Raw genomic sequence first — 19,482 nt, forward strand, 5'->3', positions numbered from 1 at the left:
GCAGGGAACGGCCGCTAATACGCCAGTGGAGATGGAGCGCGACGACGGACTACTAGGCCCATCCTAGTGGCATCACGGTTGGGGAGTCAGTAACGCCACAGTCTCCATGTGATGGGTGTGCGGGTACAGGTCGAAGGCACGCAGCCCGGCCATCCCCCAGCCGCCCTGCCGGAAGTAGCCGAGGTCGCGGGCGAACGACGCCGGATCGCAGGAGACATACGCGACGGCCCGCGGGCCGGCGTCGATCAGCTGTTTGACTACCGCCTTGCCGGCTCCGGCGCGCGGCGGGTCCAGGATCAGGGCGTCGAAGTTGCGCGGTTTCTGCCGCAGCACCCGTTCCACGCGACCCTGCACGATCTCCACCTGGGCGGCGTCGTGCAGGTTCTTGCGTGCGTCACGGCTGGTACCGGGCGCCCCCTCCACCGAGAGCACGGACCCGGTCACGCCCACGGCATCGGCCAGCGGTGCCGTGAACAGCCCGGCACCGGCGTACAGGTCGGCCACCACCGAGCCCGGGGCGAGGAAGCCGCCGTCGTGCAGGAAACTGGTGACGGCCCCGACCAGCGTCTCCGGGCCATCCCGGTGGATCTGCCAGAAGCCGTCGCCGGTAACCCGGTAGTCGTGGCCCGCCGCGGTCTCCTGGACGTAGGTGCGGCCGCGCAGCTGCAGCACCTCGCCGGTGGCCGGGTCCAAGCTGGCCACCGAGACGTCGTCCGGCAACTGGGCCAGGATCCCGCTTAGCCGCTTGGACCGGGTGCCCGGGGCGGGGACCAGCAGCACCAGCGGCCTGGACCCGTTCGCCGGGGCGGCGACCTCAACGCGGTCGATGCCCTGCAAGTCGATTTCCCAGAGCCGGAGCGCGTTGATGCCCGCCACGGCCAGCGGCATTTCGCGCACGGGCAGGATGGCATCGGAGCGGTGGGCGTGCATGCCCAGCTTGCCGGCCGGTGTCACGGCGAAGCCGGCACGTGTCCGCCAGCCCAGGCCGGACACGGCAGCGCCGCTCTCGGGCGCGTCGTCAGTGGTGCCGTGGTGGGCGGCCAGGCCGACAGCTTCCACGTCGGGGCGAAGTTCGACGCCAGCCAGCCGCTTGAGCTGTTCGGCCAGGACGTCGGCCTTGAGGCTGCGCTGCCGGGCCAGTGAAATGTGGCCGAGTTCGGCGCCGCCGACGGGTGGATGCCGGTGCGACCAGGAGCGCGCGGAATCGGCGATGTCCCAGAAGTGCGGCACGCGGTCCGGTGAGGGCTCCAGGACCTCCACCACATCGGCCCGCCAGAACTTGGCGGCGGGGCCGTCGTCGGTGAGCCTGACCCGGACCTTTTCGCCGGGAATGCCGTGCCGGACGAACACGACGCGTCCTTCATGCCGGGCCACGCAGTGCCCGCCGTGGGCGACGGGCCCGACGTCGACGACGAGATCGGTGTGGGTGGGCGTCTGGGTGTCGGGGGTCATTGGATATCCTGCAGTTTCTGGGCTTCTTCGGACGATTTCAGCTGCCACGGCACACTGCACACCATGACGCCAGGCTCGAAGTGCAGCCGGGTCTTGATGCGCAGCGCGGTCTGGTTGTGGACCAGTTGCTCCCACCATTTGCCCACGACGTACTCCGGGATGTAAACCACGATCAGGTCGCGGGGCGAATCCCGGCGCATGTTCTTGATGTACTCCATGATCGGTGTCACCGTTTCGCGGAACGGGCTGGCAAGCACGGTCAGGGGTACCGGGATTTCAAGTTTTTCCCAGTCCGCCACAGCCGCCTCGGTCTCCTCGGAGCTGATGTCCACGGTGATGGCGTCCAGCCGCGACGGGCGGGAGGCGCGGGCGTAGGCGAGGGCACGCAGGACCGGTTTGCGCACGTGCGAGACAAGCAGCACGGCGTGCACGCGGGTGGGCAGGGCGCGCGGCGAGGAGTCCTCGTCCACGGCGAGTTCCTTGGCCACGTTGTCATAGTGTGCCCGGATGCTCCACATGATCAGGAACAGCACGAACATGGCCAGCAGCGCGATCCAGGCGCCCTGGGAGAACTTGGTGATCAAGACGATGACCAGAACCAGGGCGGTCATGCAGAAGCCCAGGGTGTTGATAGTCCGGGACTTGATGATGCGCAGCCGCACGGCAGGTTCCTTGGACAGTTTCAGTTCCCGGCCCCAGTGCCGGATCATGCCCAGCTGGCTCATCGTGAAGGAGATGAAGACGCCCACGATGTAGAGCTGGATGAGCTTCGTGACGTCCGCGTTGAACGCGATGATCAGGACGAGGGCGCCTGCGGCCAGAGCCAGGACGCCGTTGCTGAAGGCCAGCCGGTCGCCACGGGTGCGCAGCTGGCGCGGCAGGTAGCCGTCCTGGGCCAGAATGGAGCCGAGCACCGGGAAGCCATTGAACGCCGTGTTGGAGGCGAACACCAGGATGACACCGGTGGCGGCGACCACGATATAGAAAGGGATGGAGCCCGCACCGAAGACGGTCTGCGCGATCTGGCTGATGGCCGGGTTCTGGATATACCCCTCTGGCAGCGGATTGCCGTTCAGGAGGAACTCCGTGGCCGGATCCAGCACGATGTGCACCTTGGTGGCGTTGGCCAGGTAGATGATGCCGGCGAGCATGGCGGAAGCAATCACGCCGAGCAGCAGCAGCGTGGTGGCCGCGTTCTTGCTCTTGGGCTTCTGGAAGTTGGGCACACCGTTGCTGATGGCCTCGACGCCCGTCAGGGCCGCGGCGCCGGAGGAGAAAGCGCGCAGCAGCAGGAACGCGCCGGCCAGCCCGACGAGGCCTTCGTCGAAGCCGGGCTCAGGCACGATCTCGAACGCTGCCGACGGCGCCTGCCCCAGCTGGCCGGTGACGGCCTGGAAGACACCGACGGCGGTCATGCCGAGGATCGAGGCCATGAAGATGTAGGTCGGGACGGCGAAGACACTGCCGGCCTCCCTGATGCCGCGCAGGTTCACGAGGGCCAGGATCACGACGCCGATCGTGGCAATCGCTGCCTGCTTCCCGTGCAGGGAGGGCACGGCGGTGGTCAGGTACGTCGCGGCCGACGACATGGACACGGCCACGGTCAGCACATAGTCAACCAGTAGCGCCGAGGCTACGGTGAGGCCTGCATACTTGCCGAGGTTGACGTTGGCGATCTCGTAGTCGCCGCCGCCGGAGGGGTAGGCGTGGACGTTCTGGCGGTAGGAGGCCACAACGGTCAGGAGCACCACTATGACGGCGAGGCCCACCCACGGCGCGATGGCCACCGCGCTCACGCCGGCCAAGGCCAGGGTCAGGAGGATTTCATCCGGGGCATAAGCCACCGAAGACAGGGCGTCCGAGGCGAAAATGGGCAACGCGATGCGCTTCGGCAAGAGCGTGTGGGCCAGACGGTCGTTCCGGAAGGGCTTGCCTACCAGCACCCGCTTCACGGCATTGAAAATTGTCAGCACCAGACAAAACTAGTCTGATTCGGACGCGATGTCATGACGGCGATGTTGGCGTCCGCAAGCACGCTGCCCGGCGCCCCGTGGCCTTGGTCTCCCGACGCCGTCTGGCCGGTAGAGTTTTACCCAGTATCAGACGCAGAACCAAGAGGAGGCCCATGTGGCGCACTTCGTGATCATGGGTTGTGGCCGAGTTGGGTCAACCCTGGCACACACGCTCGAGGACGCCGGCCATTCGGTGGCCATCATCGACCAGGATGACCGCGCCTTCCGGCGGCTCCGCACAGGGTTTTCCGGACGGAAGGTCACCGGGGTCGGGTTTGACCGCGAGACGATGAAGCGGGCTGGCGTCGAGGAAGCTTATGCCTTCGCCGCCGTTTCCAGCGGCGACAACTCAAACATCCTCGCCACCCGGGTGGCGCGGGAGACCTTCCACGTTCCTCATGTGGTGGCCAGGATCTATGACCCGGGCCGCGCCGAAATCTACCAGCGTCTAGGCATTCCCACGGTCGCCGCGGTCCGCTGGAGCGCCGACCAGGTGCTGCGCCGCATCCTGCCCGAACAGCACATCGCCGGCGACTACCGGGAGCCCTCGGGCCGGCTGGTCCTCGCCGAGGTTGACCTCAACCCCGACTGGATCGGGCACCCGATCTCCTCGATCGAGAAGGCGGCCGGCATCCGGATCGCGTATCTGACCCGGTTCGGCGAGGGCATGCTGCCCGCTGCCGGCACGTCCTATCAGGACGGCGACACCGTCCACGCCATGCTGAACGTGGACCGCAGCTCCGAGATCGGCCATGTTCTCGCCAAATCCCCCGCCAAGGAGTCCTGAGTGAAAGTCGTCATCGTCGGTGCCGGAAGCGTCGGTTCCTCGATCGCCCGCGAGCTGCTGGCCCACAAGCACGAAATCCTGCTGATCGACGAGAAGCCGGAAGTAATCGGCCGCAGCGGCCTGCGCGGCGCGCACTGGCTGGTCGGTGATGCCTGCGAGCTGAGCACCCTGCAGGACGCCAAACTCGAGGACGCCGACGTCGTGGTCTCCGCCACCGGTGACGACAAGGTCAACCTGGTGGTCTCGCTGCTGGCCAAGACGGAATTCGGCGTCGGGCGCACCGTCGGCCGGGTCAACAACCCCAAGAACGACTGGATGTTCGACGACTCCTGGGGCGTCGACGTCGCGGTTAACACCCCGCAGCTCATGACCGCGCTGGTGGAGGAAGCGGTGGAAATCGGTGACCTTGTCCGGCTCCTGACGCTCCAGACCGGGGTGTCCTCATTGGTGGAGTTCACGGTCCCGCACGACTCCCACGTGATCGGCCTGACCGTGGGCGACGTCGAGTGGCCCGAGGACTCCACGCTCGTGGCGATCCTACGGGACCAGGCGCCCATCACGCCGAGCCGCGATGACGTGATCGACGGCGGCGACGAACTGTTCTTCGTCACCACGATCGCGGCCGAGGACGAACTCCGCGCTTTGCTGGCACCCGAATCCCCGCTCGAGGATCAGCACCCGGTGACCTCGGACCAGCACGGCCACGGCACCCAGCCGGCCGGGGACGACGGCTTCGACGGCTAGGGCCGTCCGCTCCACAGTTGCTCTATCAGATATGGCCGTTCCCAGAGCTGGGGACGGCCATATCTGATAGAGCACCGGGTCAGTTGGGCTCTTTTGCGCCGGCGGGCACCGGGGCCGGCCGGGTGAGCAGCCAGGCAATCCAGATCCCCAGGATGTAGAGCGGTGCGCCCATGATGAGCCGGGTGGTGGCGAGGGCGGCCAGGCCCTGCTCCCCCATGAAGTACAGGGGCACCTGCACCACGAGCCGCAGGACCAGCACGGCAACAATCACCCAGGTGCCGACGCTGTAGGCCCTGACCCGCTTCGGGTCCTTGCGCCATTCCACGCCCTCGTTGCGGATGAAGCCGAAGAGCAGTCCGGCGATCGGCCAGCGCACGGCCACGGAGATGGACATGGCCAGGATGTAGCCGACATTTGTGAAGAACCCCAGCACGTAGAAGTTCTCTGCCTTGCCGGTCGAGGTGGCAAGCCATGCGGAGAGTCCGACGCCGATGAACCCCGCCAGCGCCTGTGTCAGCGGCTTGCGCTGCACCAGCCGTGCCACGGTGAAGACGGCGGCCACCGTCAGGGAAGCAATGACGGCCAGGGTCAGGTTTTCCCTGTCGATGGTGAAGGCAATCAGGAAGACGAGGCCCGGCAGGATGCTCTCGGCGATGCCCTGGATGCCGCCGGCGCTCTTGAGCACGTCGATGTTGCCGTTGCTTGAGCGGTGCAGACCGGCCTTGGCCGCATAGTCTTCGGCAAGTTGGGCGACGCTTGGCTGCGAGACTGTGGGCCGGGCGACCGTGGGCTGGGAGGGCTGGGAAGCAACAGGTGGGGACATGTCCCGGTTACCGCCTGTGGTTTCCCGCGGTTCCTGCTGGCCTGGGTTCTGTTGTGTCCCGTCCTGTTGTGTCCGGTTCTCTCCTGTCCCGTCCTGGTGTGTCCCGTCCGGTTGTGTCCAGTCCGGGCGGGCCCGCTCGGGGTGTTCGGGCAAGGTCATTGCTCCTCCTGGCGGGACAGTATTTCGTAACGGGGATTGAAGATCGTGGGCAGCCCGTCGCGCATGGTGACCATGCCCTCGAGCCTGAGCTCCGTGCCGGCATCGACACCGGGGATCCGGCGCCGGCCCAGCCAAACAACGCGCAGCCGCTCTTTGGGGCCAGTGGGCCGCTGGCGCTGCGCGCCCGGACGCACCCGGTGGGTGGACACGCCGTTCGCGGGCACGCTGCTGGCCGCTGCGGCTCCGGCCTTGGCACCAAGACCCGGGAAGCGGGTGACGGGAGCAGGGGTATCGCGATCGATCAGGATCGCGATGAAGGATGCCACCTGGGTGGCGGGCACGTATGTGACGGACTCGATGAAGCCGTGGCACAGCACCCGCCCACGGTCCGGCAGGTCCCGGACCGACATAGCGGCGGCGGCTTTCCTGCCGGCGGCATCAGCCAATCTGGGTTATCTCCGGTCCGCGTTCCGGCTGTTCGAATTCGGGCGCCGCCTGCGGCGACGGGGCGGGCGAGGTGTCCTTGGGCAGGCGAAGCTGCAGCAGATCACGCGGCGGCATCGGATTCTCGCCGCGGACCACGACGATCTGCCGGAAAAGCCCTTCCAGCCCGGCCGCGGCGTCGCGGTCCAGTGCCGCCTCGCCGCCGAAGACGCCACGGAGGAACCAGCGCGGGCCGTCGACGCCGATGAAGCGGGCCACGCGGTACCCCTGGCTGCCGTCGCCGCCGCCGGCGGGGAGCTTCGCCACGAGCTCGGTGCCGAAGCTGCCCTCGACCTCCTCGACCTGGCCTCCCTGGCTGCCGACCGACTGGCCGATCTGCTCACGGATTTCATCCCACAGGCCCTCGGAACGGGGTGCGGCGAAGGCCTGCAGCTGCAGGCTCGAGCCTTCCAGGTCCATGGTGACGGCGACGACGCGCTGGCTCGCCTCTTCAACTTCCAGGCGGAGCTGGAGGCCCTCACGGGGTGCGATCAGCAACGCACCGAGGTCCACGTACCCGTCCTGGTCATCGATTTCCGAGACGTCGAAGGGACCAGTCGCGGCCCGGCCGGCGCTTTTGGCTGCGTTCCCGGCCGGCGTCGCGGCGGCGTCAACGGCAGCTTCCGTGGCCTCGCCCGGCTCCGTCGGCTGCTCCTGCTTGGCTTTCTTGCCGCGCCCAAAAACCATGGGGTGTCTCCTTCAGTTGTGATCCTGTGCCGCCGCCCGGCGCCATCCTGGCGCCTGTCCGCGTGACCGCCCGCTACCCTGCGGCCGCCTGCTCATTTTTCCTGCACCGCTGATCTTGCTTCAGCGCCTGTCCTGCTTCAGTGCCCATCTTGCTTCAAGTCCGTGTTGCTTCAGTGCCCGTGTTGCTTCAGTGCCCGTGCGGCGCTGAAAATCCCGAATGGCTCCCGTGGCCAGGCCGGGGCCTGCGCTCAGGCCGGTCCGCCGAAACCGCCGGTAGAGCCGAAGCCTCCCCCGCCGCGAACCGAGCCGTCGAGCTGATCGACCGGGAGGAACCTGGCATACTCCACACGCTGAATGACCATTTGTGCAATTCTATCGCCGCGACGGAGCTCGATCGCCTCGTCCCGGTCCGTATTGAGCAGTGTCACCGCGATTTCTCCGCGGTAGCCGGCGTCCACCGTGCCGGGAGCATTCACAACCGTCAGTCCGTGCTTGGTGGCGAGGCCGGACCGGGGGTGAATCAGCGCTACGAAGCCATCCGGGAGCGCAATCGATACACCGGTGGGAACGAGGCGGCGCTCCCCCGGTGCGAGGACCACGTCCTCACGGGCGCGAAGGTCGGCTCCGGCGTCGCCCGGGTGCGCGTACGACGGCGGCTCGAGCCCGTCGTCGAGCATTTTCAGCTGTACCGTCAAGGTGGGCGTTCCGTAGGCTGCGTCGCTGGCCGTCAAGGCGGCACTGGCGACGGCGGTGTTTTCTTCAGTCACAGTCCCTCACTCTAACGCCCGCACGGAACTTCGTCCTAGCCGCCGCCGGCCTTCCCGCGCCCGCCGCCCGCGCGATTCCAGCGGGCCCTGATGCGGGATGGTAGGGCGTGGGCGCCGGAGCGGCGCCGAGGTGAAATAGCCAGGGAAAGATGAAAAGCTGTGCTTATGCCCGAATCCAGCGCAGCTGCGCCTGCCCCGAAGAGCGCCCCGAGCGACTCCATTGTCCTTTACGCCGAGAAGCTCTGGCCGAACTTCTGGATCTGGCTGGTGTCGGCGTTGTTCGCCAGCGCAGGGATCCTCATGCTGGCGCCCATCAGCATCTGGGCCGGCATTACCGCGGCCATCGTGATCTTCATCGTCATCGCCGTACTGCTGGTGCTGTCCACACCGTCAATCACTGTCACCAGGACCACCCTGAAGGTGGGCAGGGCCTCGATTGAACGCGGGTTCCTGGGCAAAATCACGGCGTTCCGCGGCAAGGAAGCGACGGCGGAACGGGGCACGCGGCTCAACGGGCTGGCGTTCCTGTGTATCCGCGGCTGGGTGGATCCGGTGGTCCGGATCGAGATCGAGGACCCCTCGGATCGCACCCCGTACTGGCTCACGTCCACCCGGCACCCGGAGCAACTGATCGCCGCGCTCAACTCCTAGTTCCTGCCCGTTTCCTCACCGCCCTTAAACCGTCGGGTTTCACAATCAGGGCTGCCGCCTGCCTACCCCTCGCAATCCTTGCAGTACTTAAGGCCGTCTCTTTCGCGGGCAATCTGCGAACGGTGGCGAACGAGGAAGCAGGAGGCACAGGTGAATTCATCTGCCTGGGCGGGCAGGACCCGGACCAGCAGTTCCTCCCCGGACAAATCAGCGCCGGGGAGCTCGTAGCCTTCGGCAAGGTCGGACTCATCTTCATCCACCACGGCGGAAGGCTTCTCCGTACGCCGCGCCTTCAGGGCCTCAATCGAATCCTCACTGAGGTCCTCTTCGGTCTTGCGCGGCGCATCGTAATCAGTCGCCATTATTTGTTGCTCACACTCCGCATTCGTTCGGTTGATTCGCCGTTTCAGGATGGCCCGCCGGGATGGTAACCCTGGGCTCCGGGAGCGGTTCACCGTTGACAACACCGGACATGCGGTTTTTGTGCCCGGTGTCGGGTCATTTTTGCTTAAGCGCCTCCCGAATGCCAGAGCCCGCCGGTGTCCCTTCCACGATCTCTTCCGCAGACGGGAAAAATTCGGCGAAAAGTCGCGGAAAGTCGCGGAAAATCACGGCGCGCCTGCTGTCCTAACCCGAAATGTGTCCCGCTGGTGGCAGAGTTTCGATTGTTAGTAATGCCAGGGTGGAGGATTTGTATGCAGGATCTACGGCTTGTAGGCGTCCACGACGACGGAGAGCATCTCCTGTTGAGTGGCACCGGCGGCGAGATGTTCCAGCTGCCGATCGATGAAGCACTTAGGGTGGCAGCCAGCCGGATGTCGGCGAAGACCGCGTCCAGCGCGGCCGCGCCTCCTATTGCCATGTCTCCGCGCGACATCCAGACCAGGATTCGCAACGGAGCCACCGCCGCCGAGGTGGCGGAGCTGTCCGGAATTCCATTGGAGAAAGTCCAGCGCTATGAGGGCCCGGTCCTGGCTGAGCGCGAGTACATCGCCCAGCAGGCCCGCAAGGTGGAGGTGGCATCCCCCGCCCCTGGCCAAGACGTCTACCGGTCCGTGTTCGGCGAAAACCCGGCATCCCTCAGCGACATGGTGGAGCACCGCCTCAGGGCTTACGGCGTGGAACCCTCAACACTGGAGTGGGATTCCTGGCGACGTCCCGACGGCAGCTGGAACGTTGTGGCTCGCTTCGAGCCCAAGCCTGGCGGCCCCGCCGGGATCGGCGAGGAGCCGCCGGCAATGTGGACCTTCCATCCCGCCCGGAAGTCCCTGCAGAACGCCAACCGCTGGGCGCAGCAGCTGAGCGAACTCGAGCCGCTTGAAGGCCCCGTGCCGACGCGGCGCCTCACGGCCGTCTCCGACCGGCCCTTCGACTTTGAAACTGATGCTGAGGCCGCGGCCCGCACGGCGACCGGCCAGCACAGCATTATTCACCAGATGCTGCTTCAGCAGGACCGGATCCACCAGGAGCAGGACGCCGACGGGCTGCTGGATATGCTGCGGTCCCGCCGCGGACAGCGGATCGGAGTGGACGAGGACGCGGACGACGCCCTGGCCACGCTCCTGACCACCGGCGTTCCCGCGGCCCACCCCCGTCCGTCTGAGGTGCCCGAGGTTCCACAAGCGTCGGAACCGGAGTCCTTCCCCGAAGCCGCTACGGCTGACGATCTCGACTCCGCCGAAGCCGTCCCCGCCGAATCCGACTCCGCCACATCAGATGCAGGGCAGCGGGAGGTTCCGGCTCTCGAGGCCGCAGCCCCGGAAACCGATGCCTTCACGCGACGCCGCGATGGCAGGCCGTCAATGCTTTCCCGGCTAACCCTCGCACCGCGCCTCCAGGAGGAGGACGATGCACTGAAACTGCACGACGGCGTCAGCACTGAGACACGGGAAGTCACCATCGCGGCCTCGCAACTGCGCCCTGTGGCCAAATCCCCCACGCCCAGTCCCGGCCTGGATGAATTGATCGGCGGCGGATCGTCCCGACGGCAGCACCGCGAGTCACACGGCGCCAGCCGGAACGACGCCGGCCGGATCGACGCCAGCACAGAGCAGCCGGAGCGCCAGCCCACCAAGCCGAAGCGGTCGAGCGTTCCGAGCTGGGACGAAATCGTCTTCGGAACCCGCAACGACCAGTAAGAGCAATAGTCAGGGCGCCAGCCGCGAACCGTTGCAGGGTTTGAGCCGCCCGTGTTAGGCCAGAATTTACGGCATGAATTTCGGGCCCGGTACGTCAGCGGCGCGGCGCTCTCTTACCGTCTGCCTGGAAGTAGAGCAGCGGGACTTCCCGCTCGGCTTTCGTCAGGGACCCGTGTTGGCCCACCACCTCCAAGGCAGTGGGCCGGACCCTGCGCGTATCGTAGAGCGCCAGCGAGTCCCGGGCGGCGATCATGATGTCACCGATCCGCAAGGCGGCCTCGGCCCGCACGTCGCCGAAAAGCCCGCCCGCGATCGCTTCCTCACGGGTGAAAGCCCATATCCTGTCCCCGAATCGGGCCCGCCAGTTCGCCAGCAGGCCGGCGCGGGCGGCGTCGTCCCTTCTATCCTCGAGGTACAGATGGACCATCCGCGGCTCGCCCGCGGTGTGCCGGACCCCCACGAGGAGTGCCGGCTCCGCGGAGTAATCGATCCGCTGCGACTCGGGCACATCCACCATTCCGTGGTCCGCCGTGAGCAGCACAGTGGTGCCGGCGGGCAGTGTGGCGCTGAGCCGCCGCACCGTGGCATCGAGTTCTTCGAGCTGGTACTCCCATTGAGGTGACTGGCAGCCATGGCGGTGCCCGGCCTTGTCGAGCTCATTGACATAGAAGTACATCAGCGAGGGCCCGGCGCCGGCCATGGCCTCGGCGGCCGCTTCGGTCCGGGCATGCGAGGTGGTTCCGGTGATGAAACGGCCTCCGCGGAGCGCCGCCTCCGTCATGGCCGACGTGCTGAACTGCGGGAGGCTGACGGTGGTGACATCGACGTGCTCAGCGGCTCTTTCGAACACGGTGGGGAACGGCTGCCACGTCCGCGGGTCCACGCCGGCGTCCCAGTTGCTCAGCATGTTCACTACGCGGTCCTGATCCGGGTCCAGGACGTCGTAGCCCACCATGCCGTGCTGGCCCGCCGACAGTCCGGTGCCAAAGCTGGCGAGGGAAGCCGCGGTGGTGGACGGGAATGCGGAGTCCAGCGAGACGGGCACCTGGCCTTGGCCGGCTTGCAGGACAGTCCGCAGGAACGGGGTGTGGGCGATCTTCTGCTTCAACAGGTTCCGACCCAGTCCGTCGGCCAGCACCACGCACACGCGTTTGGCGGGCGGAAGATTCAGCTTGTTCTCGAATCCGGGGACGCCCAGGCTTGCCGCGGCGCTGGTCATTACCTCGGCGATGGACCGCTGTCCGAACGCCGGGGCCGCAGGGAGCGGGGAGGGGCCGGCGCCAGCGGCCACCGGGACGGGCAAGGCGGCACCGGTGCCGGCAAGGGAGGGCCTTAGCACCGGATCTGGCAGCTGATCTTGGGCGGCTTCAGGCTGGCGGACGCGAGCCATGTCAGCGTTGGTGGCCGCGGCTGAGGCGGTTTCCAAACACACCCATCCGCGGTCGGGGCGGCAAACCGGGCCCGTTGTGCGGGACCGGGGCCGCGGAGCCGGTGTTCACTGCACGCAAGGCGCGGGCGAACAGCTTGGCGTCCTGCACGGCCTGCAGACCGTCCGCTTCGGCGCTGATCCGCAGGACGATGTCTTCCTGCGCAATGGTGCCGCTGTAGCCGTGATCGGCCTCGCACTGCGGGTCCCCGCAGCTGGCCGGGCCCATGTCCAGGCGCTGGCCGCCGGACCATGCGATGGACAGAGTCAGCTCCCGGACAGGGTCGGAGGGCTTATAGTCCTGCGGCTGGGCATAGACATAGCTCAGGACCACCGAGCGGATCTGGGTCACGGGGACGGACTCGGTGGACACCTGGGCGACGGTCTGCTCACCGGCGTCGTCGAGCTGCTGGTCATCGACATGGGTGATGACCAGCATGTCATCGGTCAACACCAGGACAGTGATGTGGCGACGGACCTCGGCGCGATCAAAGTGGGTCTCAAGATGGACCAGGTGGGCCACGCAGTCGCGGCCGTCCAGGGCATCGGCGACGACGTCAGCCACGAGCCGGGGGTAGAAACCGGCCTGCTGGAGGGCCCCTTCCAGGCTCTGGCCCTGCGCACTGTGGTCATGGAGGCCGTGGTGGTGCGCGGTCTGGCGTGCGGGGGCGGTCGCCAGGGGCTTGGGTGTTGGAGGCTGGGAGCTCATAGTCTCCATTTTCACAGATCGGTAGGGGACTTGCTAACTGCCGGCCCGGAAACGGACGCCGGCTGCGGCGGCCTGCGGTACACCGCAAGCAGGGAGCCTAGCTGCGCATCGCCCGGCGCGCACTGTCCGTCCGCTGGGCGGCGTTCGCGATCCTGACGTCGGCGGCAAGGATCGAGGCGCCGTCGGGCCCGGCGAGGACTGGATTGAAGTGCACCAGCGCGATCTCCGGATGGTTGTCCTTCAGCCTCGTGAGGCGGGCGGCGAGATCCTCCAGGGCCGCGACGTCTACGGCGGGCAGGCCCTGATACCCAAAGAGTTTCCGCGAGGCCCGGGGCGCTCGGATAAAGTCCTGGACGTCGGAACCGGAGAGCGGCGGCACGCGGTGGGCCCAGTCATCGAGCAGGTTCACGGCGTCGCCGGCCAGGCCGAAGGAGATCACCGGGCCCAGCAGCGGGTCTTCGATGGCACGGAATGTGCAGGCCTGCCCCACGGGCACCATTGTTTGCACTTCGAGGGACGGGGAGCCGTACCTCTCCAGCGACTTGCGCATCTCCAGCACGTTGCGCCGCAGCGAATCAGCGTCTTGGATGTCCAGCCGCACACCGCCCAGGTCCAGCCGGTGCCGCAGCGCGGGATCCGTGGTCTTCAGAGCCACAGGCCAGCTGAGCTGCTCCGCCGCTGCCACGGCCTCCTCCGCCGTCTCGAACCCGACGGACGGAACCAGCCGGATGCCGTAGTGGCCCAGCAGCCGCGCGGCCGTGTCCTGGTCCAGCCGGACGAGCTGCTCGCCGCCCACATTGTGCAGCAGCTGCTCCAGGTCCGCCCGGGCAGCCTCCGGGTGGCAACCTTCGGGTTCCACAAATAGGCCCTGGTCCCGGTCCAGCCACTGGGCGTAACGCACGACGGCGGCCAGGGCCGCCACCGCCGCTCCCGGGTTGGAGTAGCACGGAACAGGCGGAGCAAGCGGCGGCTGGTGTGGCTGATCCGGTTCCGCGCCGACCATGCCTTCCACGTATATGGAGGGATCAAGGATTCCGCTAAAGGCGGCAACGACCGGTTTGCCGGCCGCAGCGGAACATTCCGCCAGCACTCCGGCGATCTTTTCGACGGTGAGGCCGCGTGCCGGAAGCAACGCCACCACCGCCGCATGCACGGTGTCCGGGGTGAGGGTTTCTTGCAGGCTCCGCCGCAGGGCTGGCAGCGCCCGGGACATGCCGGTTTCGAGGTCGACGTCGGCAACAATCCGCTCTACCCCGAGCCCCTGACGGGCGGAACTGTCCGCGACCACCTTGCCAAGGGCGCGCGAGTTGCTGAAAACGGCGATCCCGGCGCCCTTGGGCAGCGGCTGGCTCGACACGATCTGCGCGACGTCCATGAGCTCTTCGATCGTCTCAACCCGGATCACCCCGGCCTGCCTCATCATGGCGTCCAGCGCCTCCGGGGGTGCCTGGGTGGTGCGGACGGCGTGCCCGGGCGGGAGGTTCAGACCCATGGCGTCGGACTTGGCCACGATCACGGGCTTGGTCCGGGCCAGGCGGCGGGCCAGCCGGGAGAACTTGCGCGGATTGCCGATCGATTCCAGGTACAGGCCCACCGCCGTGGTGTCGGCGTCGTCCTCCCAGTACTGCATCATGTCGTTGCCGGAGACGTCCGCCCGGTTGCCGGCAGAGAGGAAGGTCGAGATGCCCACCCGACGGCGACTGGAGGCCGCGTAGAGGGAGACGCCGATCGCGGCAGACTGGCTGAACAGCCCCAGGCCGCCGCGGCGGGCCAAAGCGGGCGCCATCGAGGCGTTGAGGGACACGGCCGGGTTGGTGTTGACGATGCCCAGCGACGCCGGGCCGATCACGCGCATCCCGTTGGCGCGGGCCTGCCGCACCAGCTCGCGCTGGCGCGCCAGGCCGCGTTCGCCGTCGTCCGCGTAACCGGCACTGGCCACGACGATCCCCTTGACGCCGGCGGCGGCGCATTCCTGGACCACTTTAGGGACCTCGTCGTACGGGACCGCGATGATGGCGAGGGTGACCGGGCCGGGGACCTCGGAGAGCCGGGCGAAGGAGAGCATGCCGGCGAGTTCCAGGGCCTCCGGGTTGATTGCATAGACCGGACCGCTGAACCCGCCTTCGATGACGTGTTCGAGGAGCTGGTAGCCCACGGTGCCCCACTTGCGGCTGGCGCCAATCACCGCCACGGAGGACGGGGCGAGCAGTTCCTGGATGCTGCGGGCCTCGGCGCGGTGCTCGCGGGATTCCATCACGGCGCGGGACTTGTCGGTGGGGTCGATGTTGAACTCAAGGCTGATCACGCCGTCGTCGAAGTGCCGTTTGACGTCGTAGCCGGCATCGGAGAAGACCATGAGCATCTTGCGGTTCTCGGGGAGCACTTCGGCGCTGAATTTGCGGATCCCGTTTTCGCGGGCGGCGGCGGCGAGGTGTTCGAGCAGGATCGAGCCGATGCCGCGGCCCTGGTGGGCGTCGGCAATATTGAAGGCGACTTCTGCCTCTGAGGGTTCGTCGAGCCGGTCATAGCGGCCGATGCCCAGGATTTCGCCGCCGATGGTGATCACCAGGGCCACCCGGTCCTTGAAGTCCACCTCGGTGAAGCGCTTGAGTTCCTTGCTGGAAAGCTTGGATTTGAAGGCGAAGAAACGCATGTAGATGGACTTCTGGGACTGGCCCACGTGGAAAGCCTGGACCGCATCTGCATCGGAGGGGTGGATGGGGCGAACATGCGCTGTGCCGCCGTCGCGCAGGACAACATCGGCTTCCCAATATTCCGGATATACGCCGTCCGCCGGCTGATCCACCATAGGCTTAGCCTAGTCATAAACTTACGAAGTACCCGTTCAGCACCCCTCAGAAGGATCCACCAGCCTTATGGCACGCCGCCAAACAACGCCCCCGGCAGGGGAAACCAGCCCGGATTCCGCAGGAATATTCGTAGAGAACATCGTCGATATCGATGTCACCTCCGAAATGGAAGGCTCGTTCCTCGAGTATGCCTATTCGGTGATCTACTCCCGGGCCCTCCCGGACGCCCGCGACGGACTGAAGCCCGTCCAGCGGCGAATTCTCTACATGATGTCCGACATGGGGCTGCGCCCGGACCGCGGCCACGTCAAGAGCGCCCGCGTGGTGGGCGAGGTCATGGGCAAGCTGCACCCGCACGGCGACGCCGCCATCTACGACGCCATGGTGCGCATGGCCCAGGACTTCTCCCTGCGGCTGCCGCTGATCGACGGGCACGGCAACTTCGGCTCGCTCGACGACGGCCCCGCGGCCCCCCGCTACACGGAGGCCCGGCTGGCAGCCGCGGCCTTGACCCTCACGGACCATCTCGACGAGGACGTCGTCGACTTCGTTCCCAACTACGACAACCAGCTGACCCAGCCGGAGGTGCTGCCGGCCGCGTTCCCCAACCTGCTGGTCAACGGCGCCACGGGCATCGCCGTCGGCATGGCCACCAACATGGCCCCGCACAACCTCGTGGAAGTCATCGCCGCCGCCCGGCACCTGATCGACAACCCGGACGCCACCCTTGAGGACGTCATGAGGTTCGTCCCCGGCCCGGACCTGCCCACCGGCGGCCGGATCGTAGGCCTGGACGGCATCCGCGACGCCTACGCCACCGGCCGCGGCTCCTTCAAGACCCGGGCGAAGGTGGACATCGAGCAGCTCTCGGCCCGCCGCACCGGCCTGGTGGTGACGGAACTGCCCTACATGGTGGGGCCGGAGAAGGTGATCGAGAAAATCAAGGACGCCGTCAACGGCAAGAAGCTCACCGGCATCAGCGACGTCGTGGACCTCACGGACCGCAAACACGGCCTGCGGCTGGTCATTGAGCTCAAGAACGGCTTCAACCCCACCGCCGTGCTCCAGCAGCTCTACCGCTACACCCCGATGGAAGACTCCTTCGGGATCAACAACGTCACGCTTGTCGACGGTCAGCCGCAGACCCTCGGGCTGCTCCAGCTGCTCACGGTCTACGTGGACCACCGGATCAATGTCGTCAGGCGCCGCACCGCCTTCCGGCTGGGCAAGAAGAAAGACCGCCTGCACCTGGTCGAGGGCCTGCTGGTAGCGATCGTGGACATCGATGAGGTCATCCAGATCATCCGGTCCTCCGACGAGGTCGCCGCGGCCCGGACACGGCTGATGTCCATTTACGATCTCACCGAGATCCAGGCCAACTACATCCTGGAACTGCGCCTGCGGCAGCTGACCAAGTATTCCCGGGTCGAGCTGGAGAAGGAGCAGGAGGAGCTCCGGCGTGAGATCGCGGAGCTTGAGGCTATCCTGGGCTCTCCCGTGCTGCTCCGCGCCCTGGTGTCGGACGAACTCGGCGAGATCGCGGAAAAGTACGGCACGCCGCGCCGGACCGTACTGCTGGAATCGGAGGCCGTCTCCCCCACCGTGGCAGCCGCAGTGGGCGCAGCCAACGGCACCAAGGGAAAAGCCGCACCGCTTGCCCTTGAGATCGCGGACGATCCCTGCTGGGCCATCCTCACCGCGTCCGGGCAGATCGCCCGCACCGCCAACCAGGACAGCCTGGCCGAGGCCGGTCCGCGGACCCGGCACGATGTCTTCTCCTCCGTGGTCAAGACCACCGCCCGCGGCGAGATCGCAGCCGTGACCTCGCAGGGCCGCATGCTGCGCTTGCAGGTCATGGACATGCCCGTGCTGCCCCCGACATCGGGTACCCCGAATATGGCCGGCGGCGTCGCGGCCAAGGACTTCATCACGCTGCTAAAGGGCGAGTCTCTGGTGGCCTTCGCGCCGCTTGACCAGGTCCTCGCAATTGGAACCGCCCAAGGCGTGGTCAAGCGGGTGCAACCGGACTATCCGCTGAACCGCGAGGACTGGGAAGTGATCGCGCTCAAGGACAAGGACACCGTGGTTGGCGTTGCCCCCGCCGGGTCCGACGACGACGACCTCGTCTTCATCACGCGCCAAGCCCAACTGCTGCGCTTCAGTGCCTCCGCCGTCCGCCCGCAGGGACGGACCGCGGGCGGCATGGCCGGGATCAAGCTGGCCGCCGGCGACCGGGTGATGTTCTTCGGGACCGCCAGCCCTGCTGACGACGCCGCCGTCGTCGTGACCATCGCGGGGACGGACGGCGCCCTGCCGGGCACGGCCCCCGGGGCTGCGAAGGTCACCGCGCTGGCCGAATACCCGATCAAGGGCCGGGCCACTGCCGGGGTACGCGCCCACCGCTTCCTCAAGGGCGAGGACATGCTGCTCCTTGGCTGGGCCGGCCACGGTCCGGCCAAGGCTTCCTCCCTGGCCGGCGTGGCGCGCTCACTCCCCGGCGAGCATGGCCGACGCGACGGCTCCGGAATCCCGCTGTCCCAGGCGATCGACGCGATTGGACCCAGCATGGCGTGGTCAGAAGAACCGGAAGCCCGCACGGACCCGTAGCTCCGGGACTTACGAAGCCCGGGACGCACAAAGCCCGGCCGGAGGCGTTTTCGCAATCCGGCCGGGCTTCGTGTTTGTGCCTTCTGTTCGGGCTTTGTGTTCGGGCTTTGTGTTTGGGCTCCTTGTCGGGAGTTTGGGTCCGTTCCCCGCCGTGGGCTTGTGGCCTGGCACCGTGTCCGGCAACTCAGTCCCCGGCAACGCCGTGCCCCCCATCCAGCGGTTGGCACTAGGGCATGTTGACGAGCGTCAGGATGTTGCCCTCCGAGTCCAGGAACCATGCGGCCGAGCTTCCGTCCGGAGTGGTGGCGATGCCGCCCTCGGTTTTTAGACCCGGGAAATCGTATTCCTCGAAGACGACTCCCTTGGCACGGTATTCCGCAACAGCTCCGGGAAGGTCATCGACCAACCAGGCCATCTGCGTGTTCTTGGCTGTTCCGGCATTGGACGTTTGGTAAAGGAGGAACGCGGTTCCTCCGCCGCATTTGTACTGCAGGTTGTCGTCGGCGTCCGGGTTTTCGGGTTCGAGTCCGAGCTTATCCCGGTAGAAATCCCGTGCACGGGCGATGTCCGCTGCCGGTAGCACTGCGCCGACTTGCTTGTCCTTGAGCATGGCTATTCTCTTTCCAGGCCCGCCCCCCGGAAGGAATAATACTCCTCCATATGCCCCACGTACCTGAGAAACTCAAGGAGCGTTTCTCCTGGTGGCCGGCGGCGCGGGCGGGCCGTTTTCCGGGATGCACGGGCTCTGACCGGGGCCGCAGTCGTGTAGCCGTTGTGAAACCACGTTGTGATGCCGCGGGCGCCGCAGTCGCAGCCCTGGCTGCAGACACACGGCCGTCATGAGGCCGTCGGGCCGGAAGCAATGGTTGCGGCGGTCCCGGGGCCGTTCGGCCATCGCCGTCGCCGTCGCCGTCGCCGCGTGATTCGCCGCGCCGGTCCTGCGGCGGTCTGGCTCGCTGCCGTCATGCACCCGCCAACTTGTTTTGCGCCACCTTGCCTTGCGGCACCTGGGCGGCTGCACCCTGACCCGCTGCCGTCATATCCCCCCGCCACCGTGTCCCGCGGCATCTTATCTTGCGGCGCCTGTCATGCTGCCGTCATGTTCTGCGGCGCCCTGTCAGGCCGCAGCGACTGGATTTGTGGGTCGGAAGTAGTGGTTGCGTCTGGGGTGTTGGCGGGGGTCGAGGTGGGGTGGCGGGATGAACCAGGGGATCCCGGATTTGAGCC

Annotated in this window: 16 protein-coding genes; 5 read left to right on the top strand and 11 right to left on the bottom strand. The window is 67.1% G+C overall.

Features of this window, described 5'->3' with window-relative positions:
* Positions 1-72 precede the first annotated feature (72 nt).
* Positions 73-1,452, bottom strand: a complete 1,380-nt coding sequence (locus AC1DEM_RS18960) for a class I SAM-dependent RNA methyltransferase (RefSeq protein ID WP_476885829.1) — start codon at positions 1,450-1,452, stop codon at positions 73-75.
* Positions 1,449-3,425, bottom strand: a complete 1,977-nt coding sequence (locus AC1DEM_RS18965) for an APC family permease (RefSeq protein ID WP_476885830.1) — start codon at positions 3,423-3,425, stop codon at positions 1,449-1,451. Before AC1DEM_RS18965 ends, AC1DEM_RS18960 begins: the two co-directional genes overlap by 4 nt.
* A 154-nt stretch (positions 3,426-3,579) precedes the next feature.
* Here AC1DEM_RS18965 and AC1DEM_RS18970 point away from each other — a divergent pair, with 154 nt between their 5' ends.
* Both AC1DEM_RS18970 and AC1DEM_RS18975 read left to right on the top strand, forming a co-directional pair.
* Positions 3,580-4,251, top strand: a complete 672-nt coding sequence (locus tag AC1DEM_RS18970; protein ID WP_476885831.1) for a potassium channel family protein — start codon at positions 3,580-3,582, stop codon at positions 4,249-4,251.
* Positions 4,252-4,995: a potassium channel family protein gene (locus AC1DEM_RS18975; RefSeq protein ID WP_476885832.1), complete on the top strand. Its 744-nt coding sequence runs from the start codon at positions 4,252-4,254 to the stop codon at positions 4,993-4,995.
* Between the two features lie 79 nt (positions 4,996-5,074).
* Here the strand turns inward: AC1DEM_RS18975 and AC1DEM_RS18980 are convergent, their stop codons facing one another.
* The 4 genes from AC1DEM_RS18980 to dut form a co-directional block, all read right to left on the bottom strand.
* A complete protein-coding gene (locus AC1DEM_RS18980) occupies positions 5,075-5,818 on the bottom strand; it encodes a DUF3159 domain-containing protein (RefSeq protein ID WP_476885833.1) in 744 nt (247 codons plus the stop codon).
* Between the two features lie 155 nt (positions 5,819-5,973).
* Positions 5,974-6,423, bottom strand: coding sequence for a hypothetical protein (locus tag AC1DEM_RS18985; protein WP_476885834.1), 450 nt, complete (start codon positions 6,421-6,423; stop codon positions 5,974-5,976).
* Positions 6,416-7,147 carry a DUF3710 domain-containing protein gene (locus AC1DEM_RS18990; protein WP_476885835.1) on the bottom strand — a complete coding sequence of 244 codons (732 nt, stop codon included), beginning with the start codon at positions 7,145-7,147 and terminating at the stop codon, positions 6,416-6,418. Before AC1DEM_RS18990 ends, AC1DEM_RS18985 begins: the two co-directional genes overlap by 8 nt.
* Before the next feature lie 248 nt (positions 7,148-7,395).
* The gene (dut, locus tag AC1DEM_RS18995) at positions 7,396-7,914 is read right to left on the bottom strand and encodes a dUTP diphosphatase (protein WP_476885836.1); all 519 of its coding nucleotides are present in this window, start codon (positions 7,912-7,914) and stop codon (positions 7,396-7,398) included.
* Between the two features lie 165 nt (positions 7,915-8,079).
* Here dut and AC1DEM_RS19000 point away from each other — a divergent pair, with 165 nt between their 5' ends.
* Positions 8,080-8,565, top strand: coding sequence for a DUF3093 domain-containing protein (locus tag AC1DEM_RS19000; RefSeq protein WP_476885837.1), 486 nt, complete (start codon positions 8,080-8,082; stop codon positions 8,563-8,565).
* A 62-nt stretch (positions 8,566-8,627) separates the two neighbouring features.
* Here AC1DEM_RS19000 and AC1DEM_RS19005 read toward each other — a convergent pair whose 3' ends face one another.
* On the bottom strand, positions 8,628-8,927 hold the full coding sequence (locus AC1DEM_RS19005) for a DUF4193 domain-containing protein (RefSeq protein ID WP_476885838.1): 300 nt from the start codon (positions 8,925-8,927) through the stop codon (positions 8,628-8,630).
* 333 nt (positions 8,928-9,260) lie between these two features.
* Between AC1DEM_RS19005 and sepH the strand changes: the two genes are divergently transcribed.
* A complete protein-coding gene (sepH, locus tag AC1DEM_RS19010) occupies positions 9,261-10,703 on the top strand; it encodes a septation protein SepH (RefSeq protein WP_476885839.1) in 1,443 nt (480 codons plus the stop codon).
* A gap of 94 nt (positions 10,704-10,797) precedes the next feature.
* On the opposite strand, the gene AC1DEM_RS19015 is transcribed toward sepH, so the two are convergent.
* The 3 genes from AC1DEM_RS19015 to AC1DEM_RS19025 form a co-directional block, all read right to left on the bottom strand.
* A complete protein-coding gene (locus AC1DEM_RS19015; RefSeq protein WP_476885840.1) occupies positions 10,798-12,093 on the bottom strand; it encodes an alkaline phosphatase family protein in 1,296 nt (431 codons plus the stop codon).
* A gap of 1 nt (position 12,094) precedes the next feature.
* Positions 12,095-12,838, bottom strand: a complete 744-nt coding sequence (locus AC1DEM_RS19020; protein WP_476885841.1) for a DUF5998 family protein — start codon at positions 12,836-12,838, stop codon at positions 12,095-12,097.
* A gap of 97 nt (positions 12,839-12,935) precedes the next feature.
* On the bottom strand, positions 12,936-15,647 hold the full coding sequence (locus AC1DEM_RS19025; RefSeq protein WP_476885842.1) for a bifunctional acetate--CoA ligase family protein/GNAT family N-acetyltransferase: 2,712 nt from the start codon (positions 15,645-15,647) through the stop codon (positions 12,936-12,938).
* A 67-nt stretch (positions 15,648-15,714) separates the two neighbouring features.
* Between AC1DEM_RS19025 and AC1DEM_RS19030 the strand changes: the two genes are divergently transcribed.
* The gene (locus AC1DEM_RS19030) at positions 15,715-18,255 is read left to right on the top strand and encodes a DNA gyrase/topoisomerase IV subunit A (RefSeq protein ID WP_476885843.1); all 2,541 of its coding nucleotides are present in this window, start codon (positions 15,715-15,717) and stop codon (positions 18,253-18,255) included.
* A 226-nt stretch (positions 18,256-18,481) separates the two neighbouring features.
* On the opposite strand, the gene AC1DEM_RS19035 is transcribed toward AC1DEM_RS19030, so the two are convergent.
* A complete protein-coding gene (locus AC1DEM_RS19035) occupies positions 18,482-18,865 on the bottom strand; it encodes a VOC family protein (RefSeq protein WP_476885844.1) in 384 nt (127 codons plus the stop codon).
* Positions 18,866-19,482: the final 617 nt, after the last annotated feature.

The sequence above is a fragment of the Arthrobacter sp. 05T420 genome (assembly GCF_056396305.1).

Bases quoted from the DNA above. Each gene is read 5' to 3' on its own strand.
- AC1DEM_RS18960 (WP_476885829.1), bottom strand. From the start codon at position 1,452: ATGACCCCCGACACCCAGACGCCCACCCACACCGATCTCGTCGTCGAC.
- AC1DEM_RS18980 (WP_476885833.1), bottom strand. From the start codon at position 5,818: ATGTCCCCACCTGTTGCTTCCCAGCCCTCCCAGCCCACGGTCGCCCGG.
- AC1DEM_RS18990 (WP_476885835.1), bottom strand. From the start codon at position 7,147: ATGGTTTTTGGGCGCGGCAAGAAAGCCAAGCAGGAGCAGCCGACGGAG.
- AC1DEM_RS19000 (WP_476885837.1), top strand. From the start codon at position 8,080: ATGCCCGAATCCAGCGCAGCTGCGCCTGCCCCGAAGAGCGCCCCGAGC.
- AC1DEM_RS19005 (WP_476885838.1), bottom strand. From the start codon at position 8,927: ATGGCGACTGATTACGATGCGCCGCGCAAGACCGAAGAGGACCTCAGT.
- sepH (WP_476885839.1), top strand. From the start codon at position 9,261: ATGCAGGATCTACGGCTTGTAGGCGTCCACGACGACGGAGAGCATCTC.
- AC1DEM_RS19015 (WP_476885840.1), bottom strand. From the start codon at position 12,093: ATGGCTCGCGTCCGCCAGCCTGAAGCCGCCCAAGATCAGCTGCCAGAT.
- AC1DEM_RS19020 (WP_476885841.1), bottom strand. From the start codon at position 12,838: ATGAGCTCCCAGCCTCCAACACCCAAGCCCCTGGCGACCGCCCCCGCA.
- AC1DEM_RS19025 (WP_476885842.1), bottom strand. From the start codon at position 15,647: ATGGTGGATCAGCCGGCGGACGGCGTATATCCGGAATATTGGGAAGCC.
- AC1DEM_RS19030 (WP_476885843.1), top strand. From the start codon at position 15,715: ATGGCACGCCGCCAAACAACGCCCCCGGCAGGGGAAACCAGCCCGGAT.
- AC1DEM_RS19035 (WP_476885844.1), bottom strand. From the start codon at position 18,865: ATGCTCAAGGACAAGCAAGTCGGCGCAGTGCTACCGGCAGCGGACATC.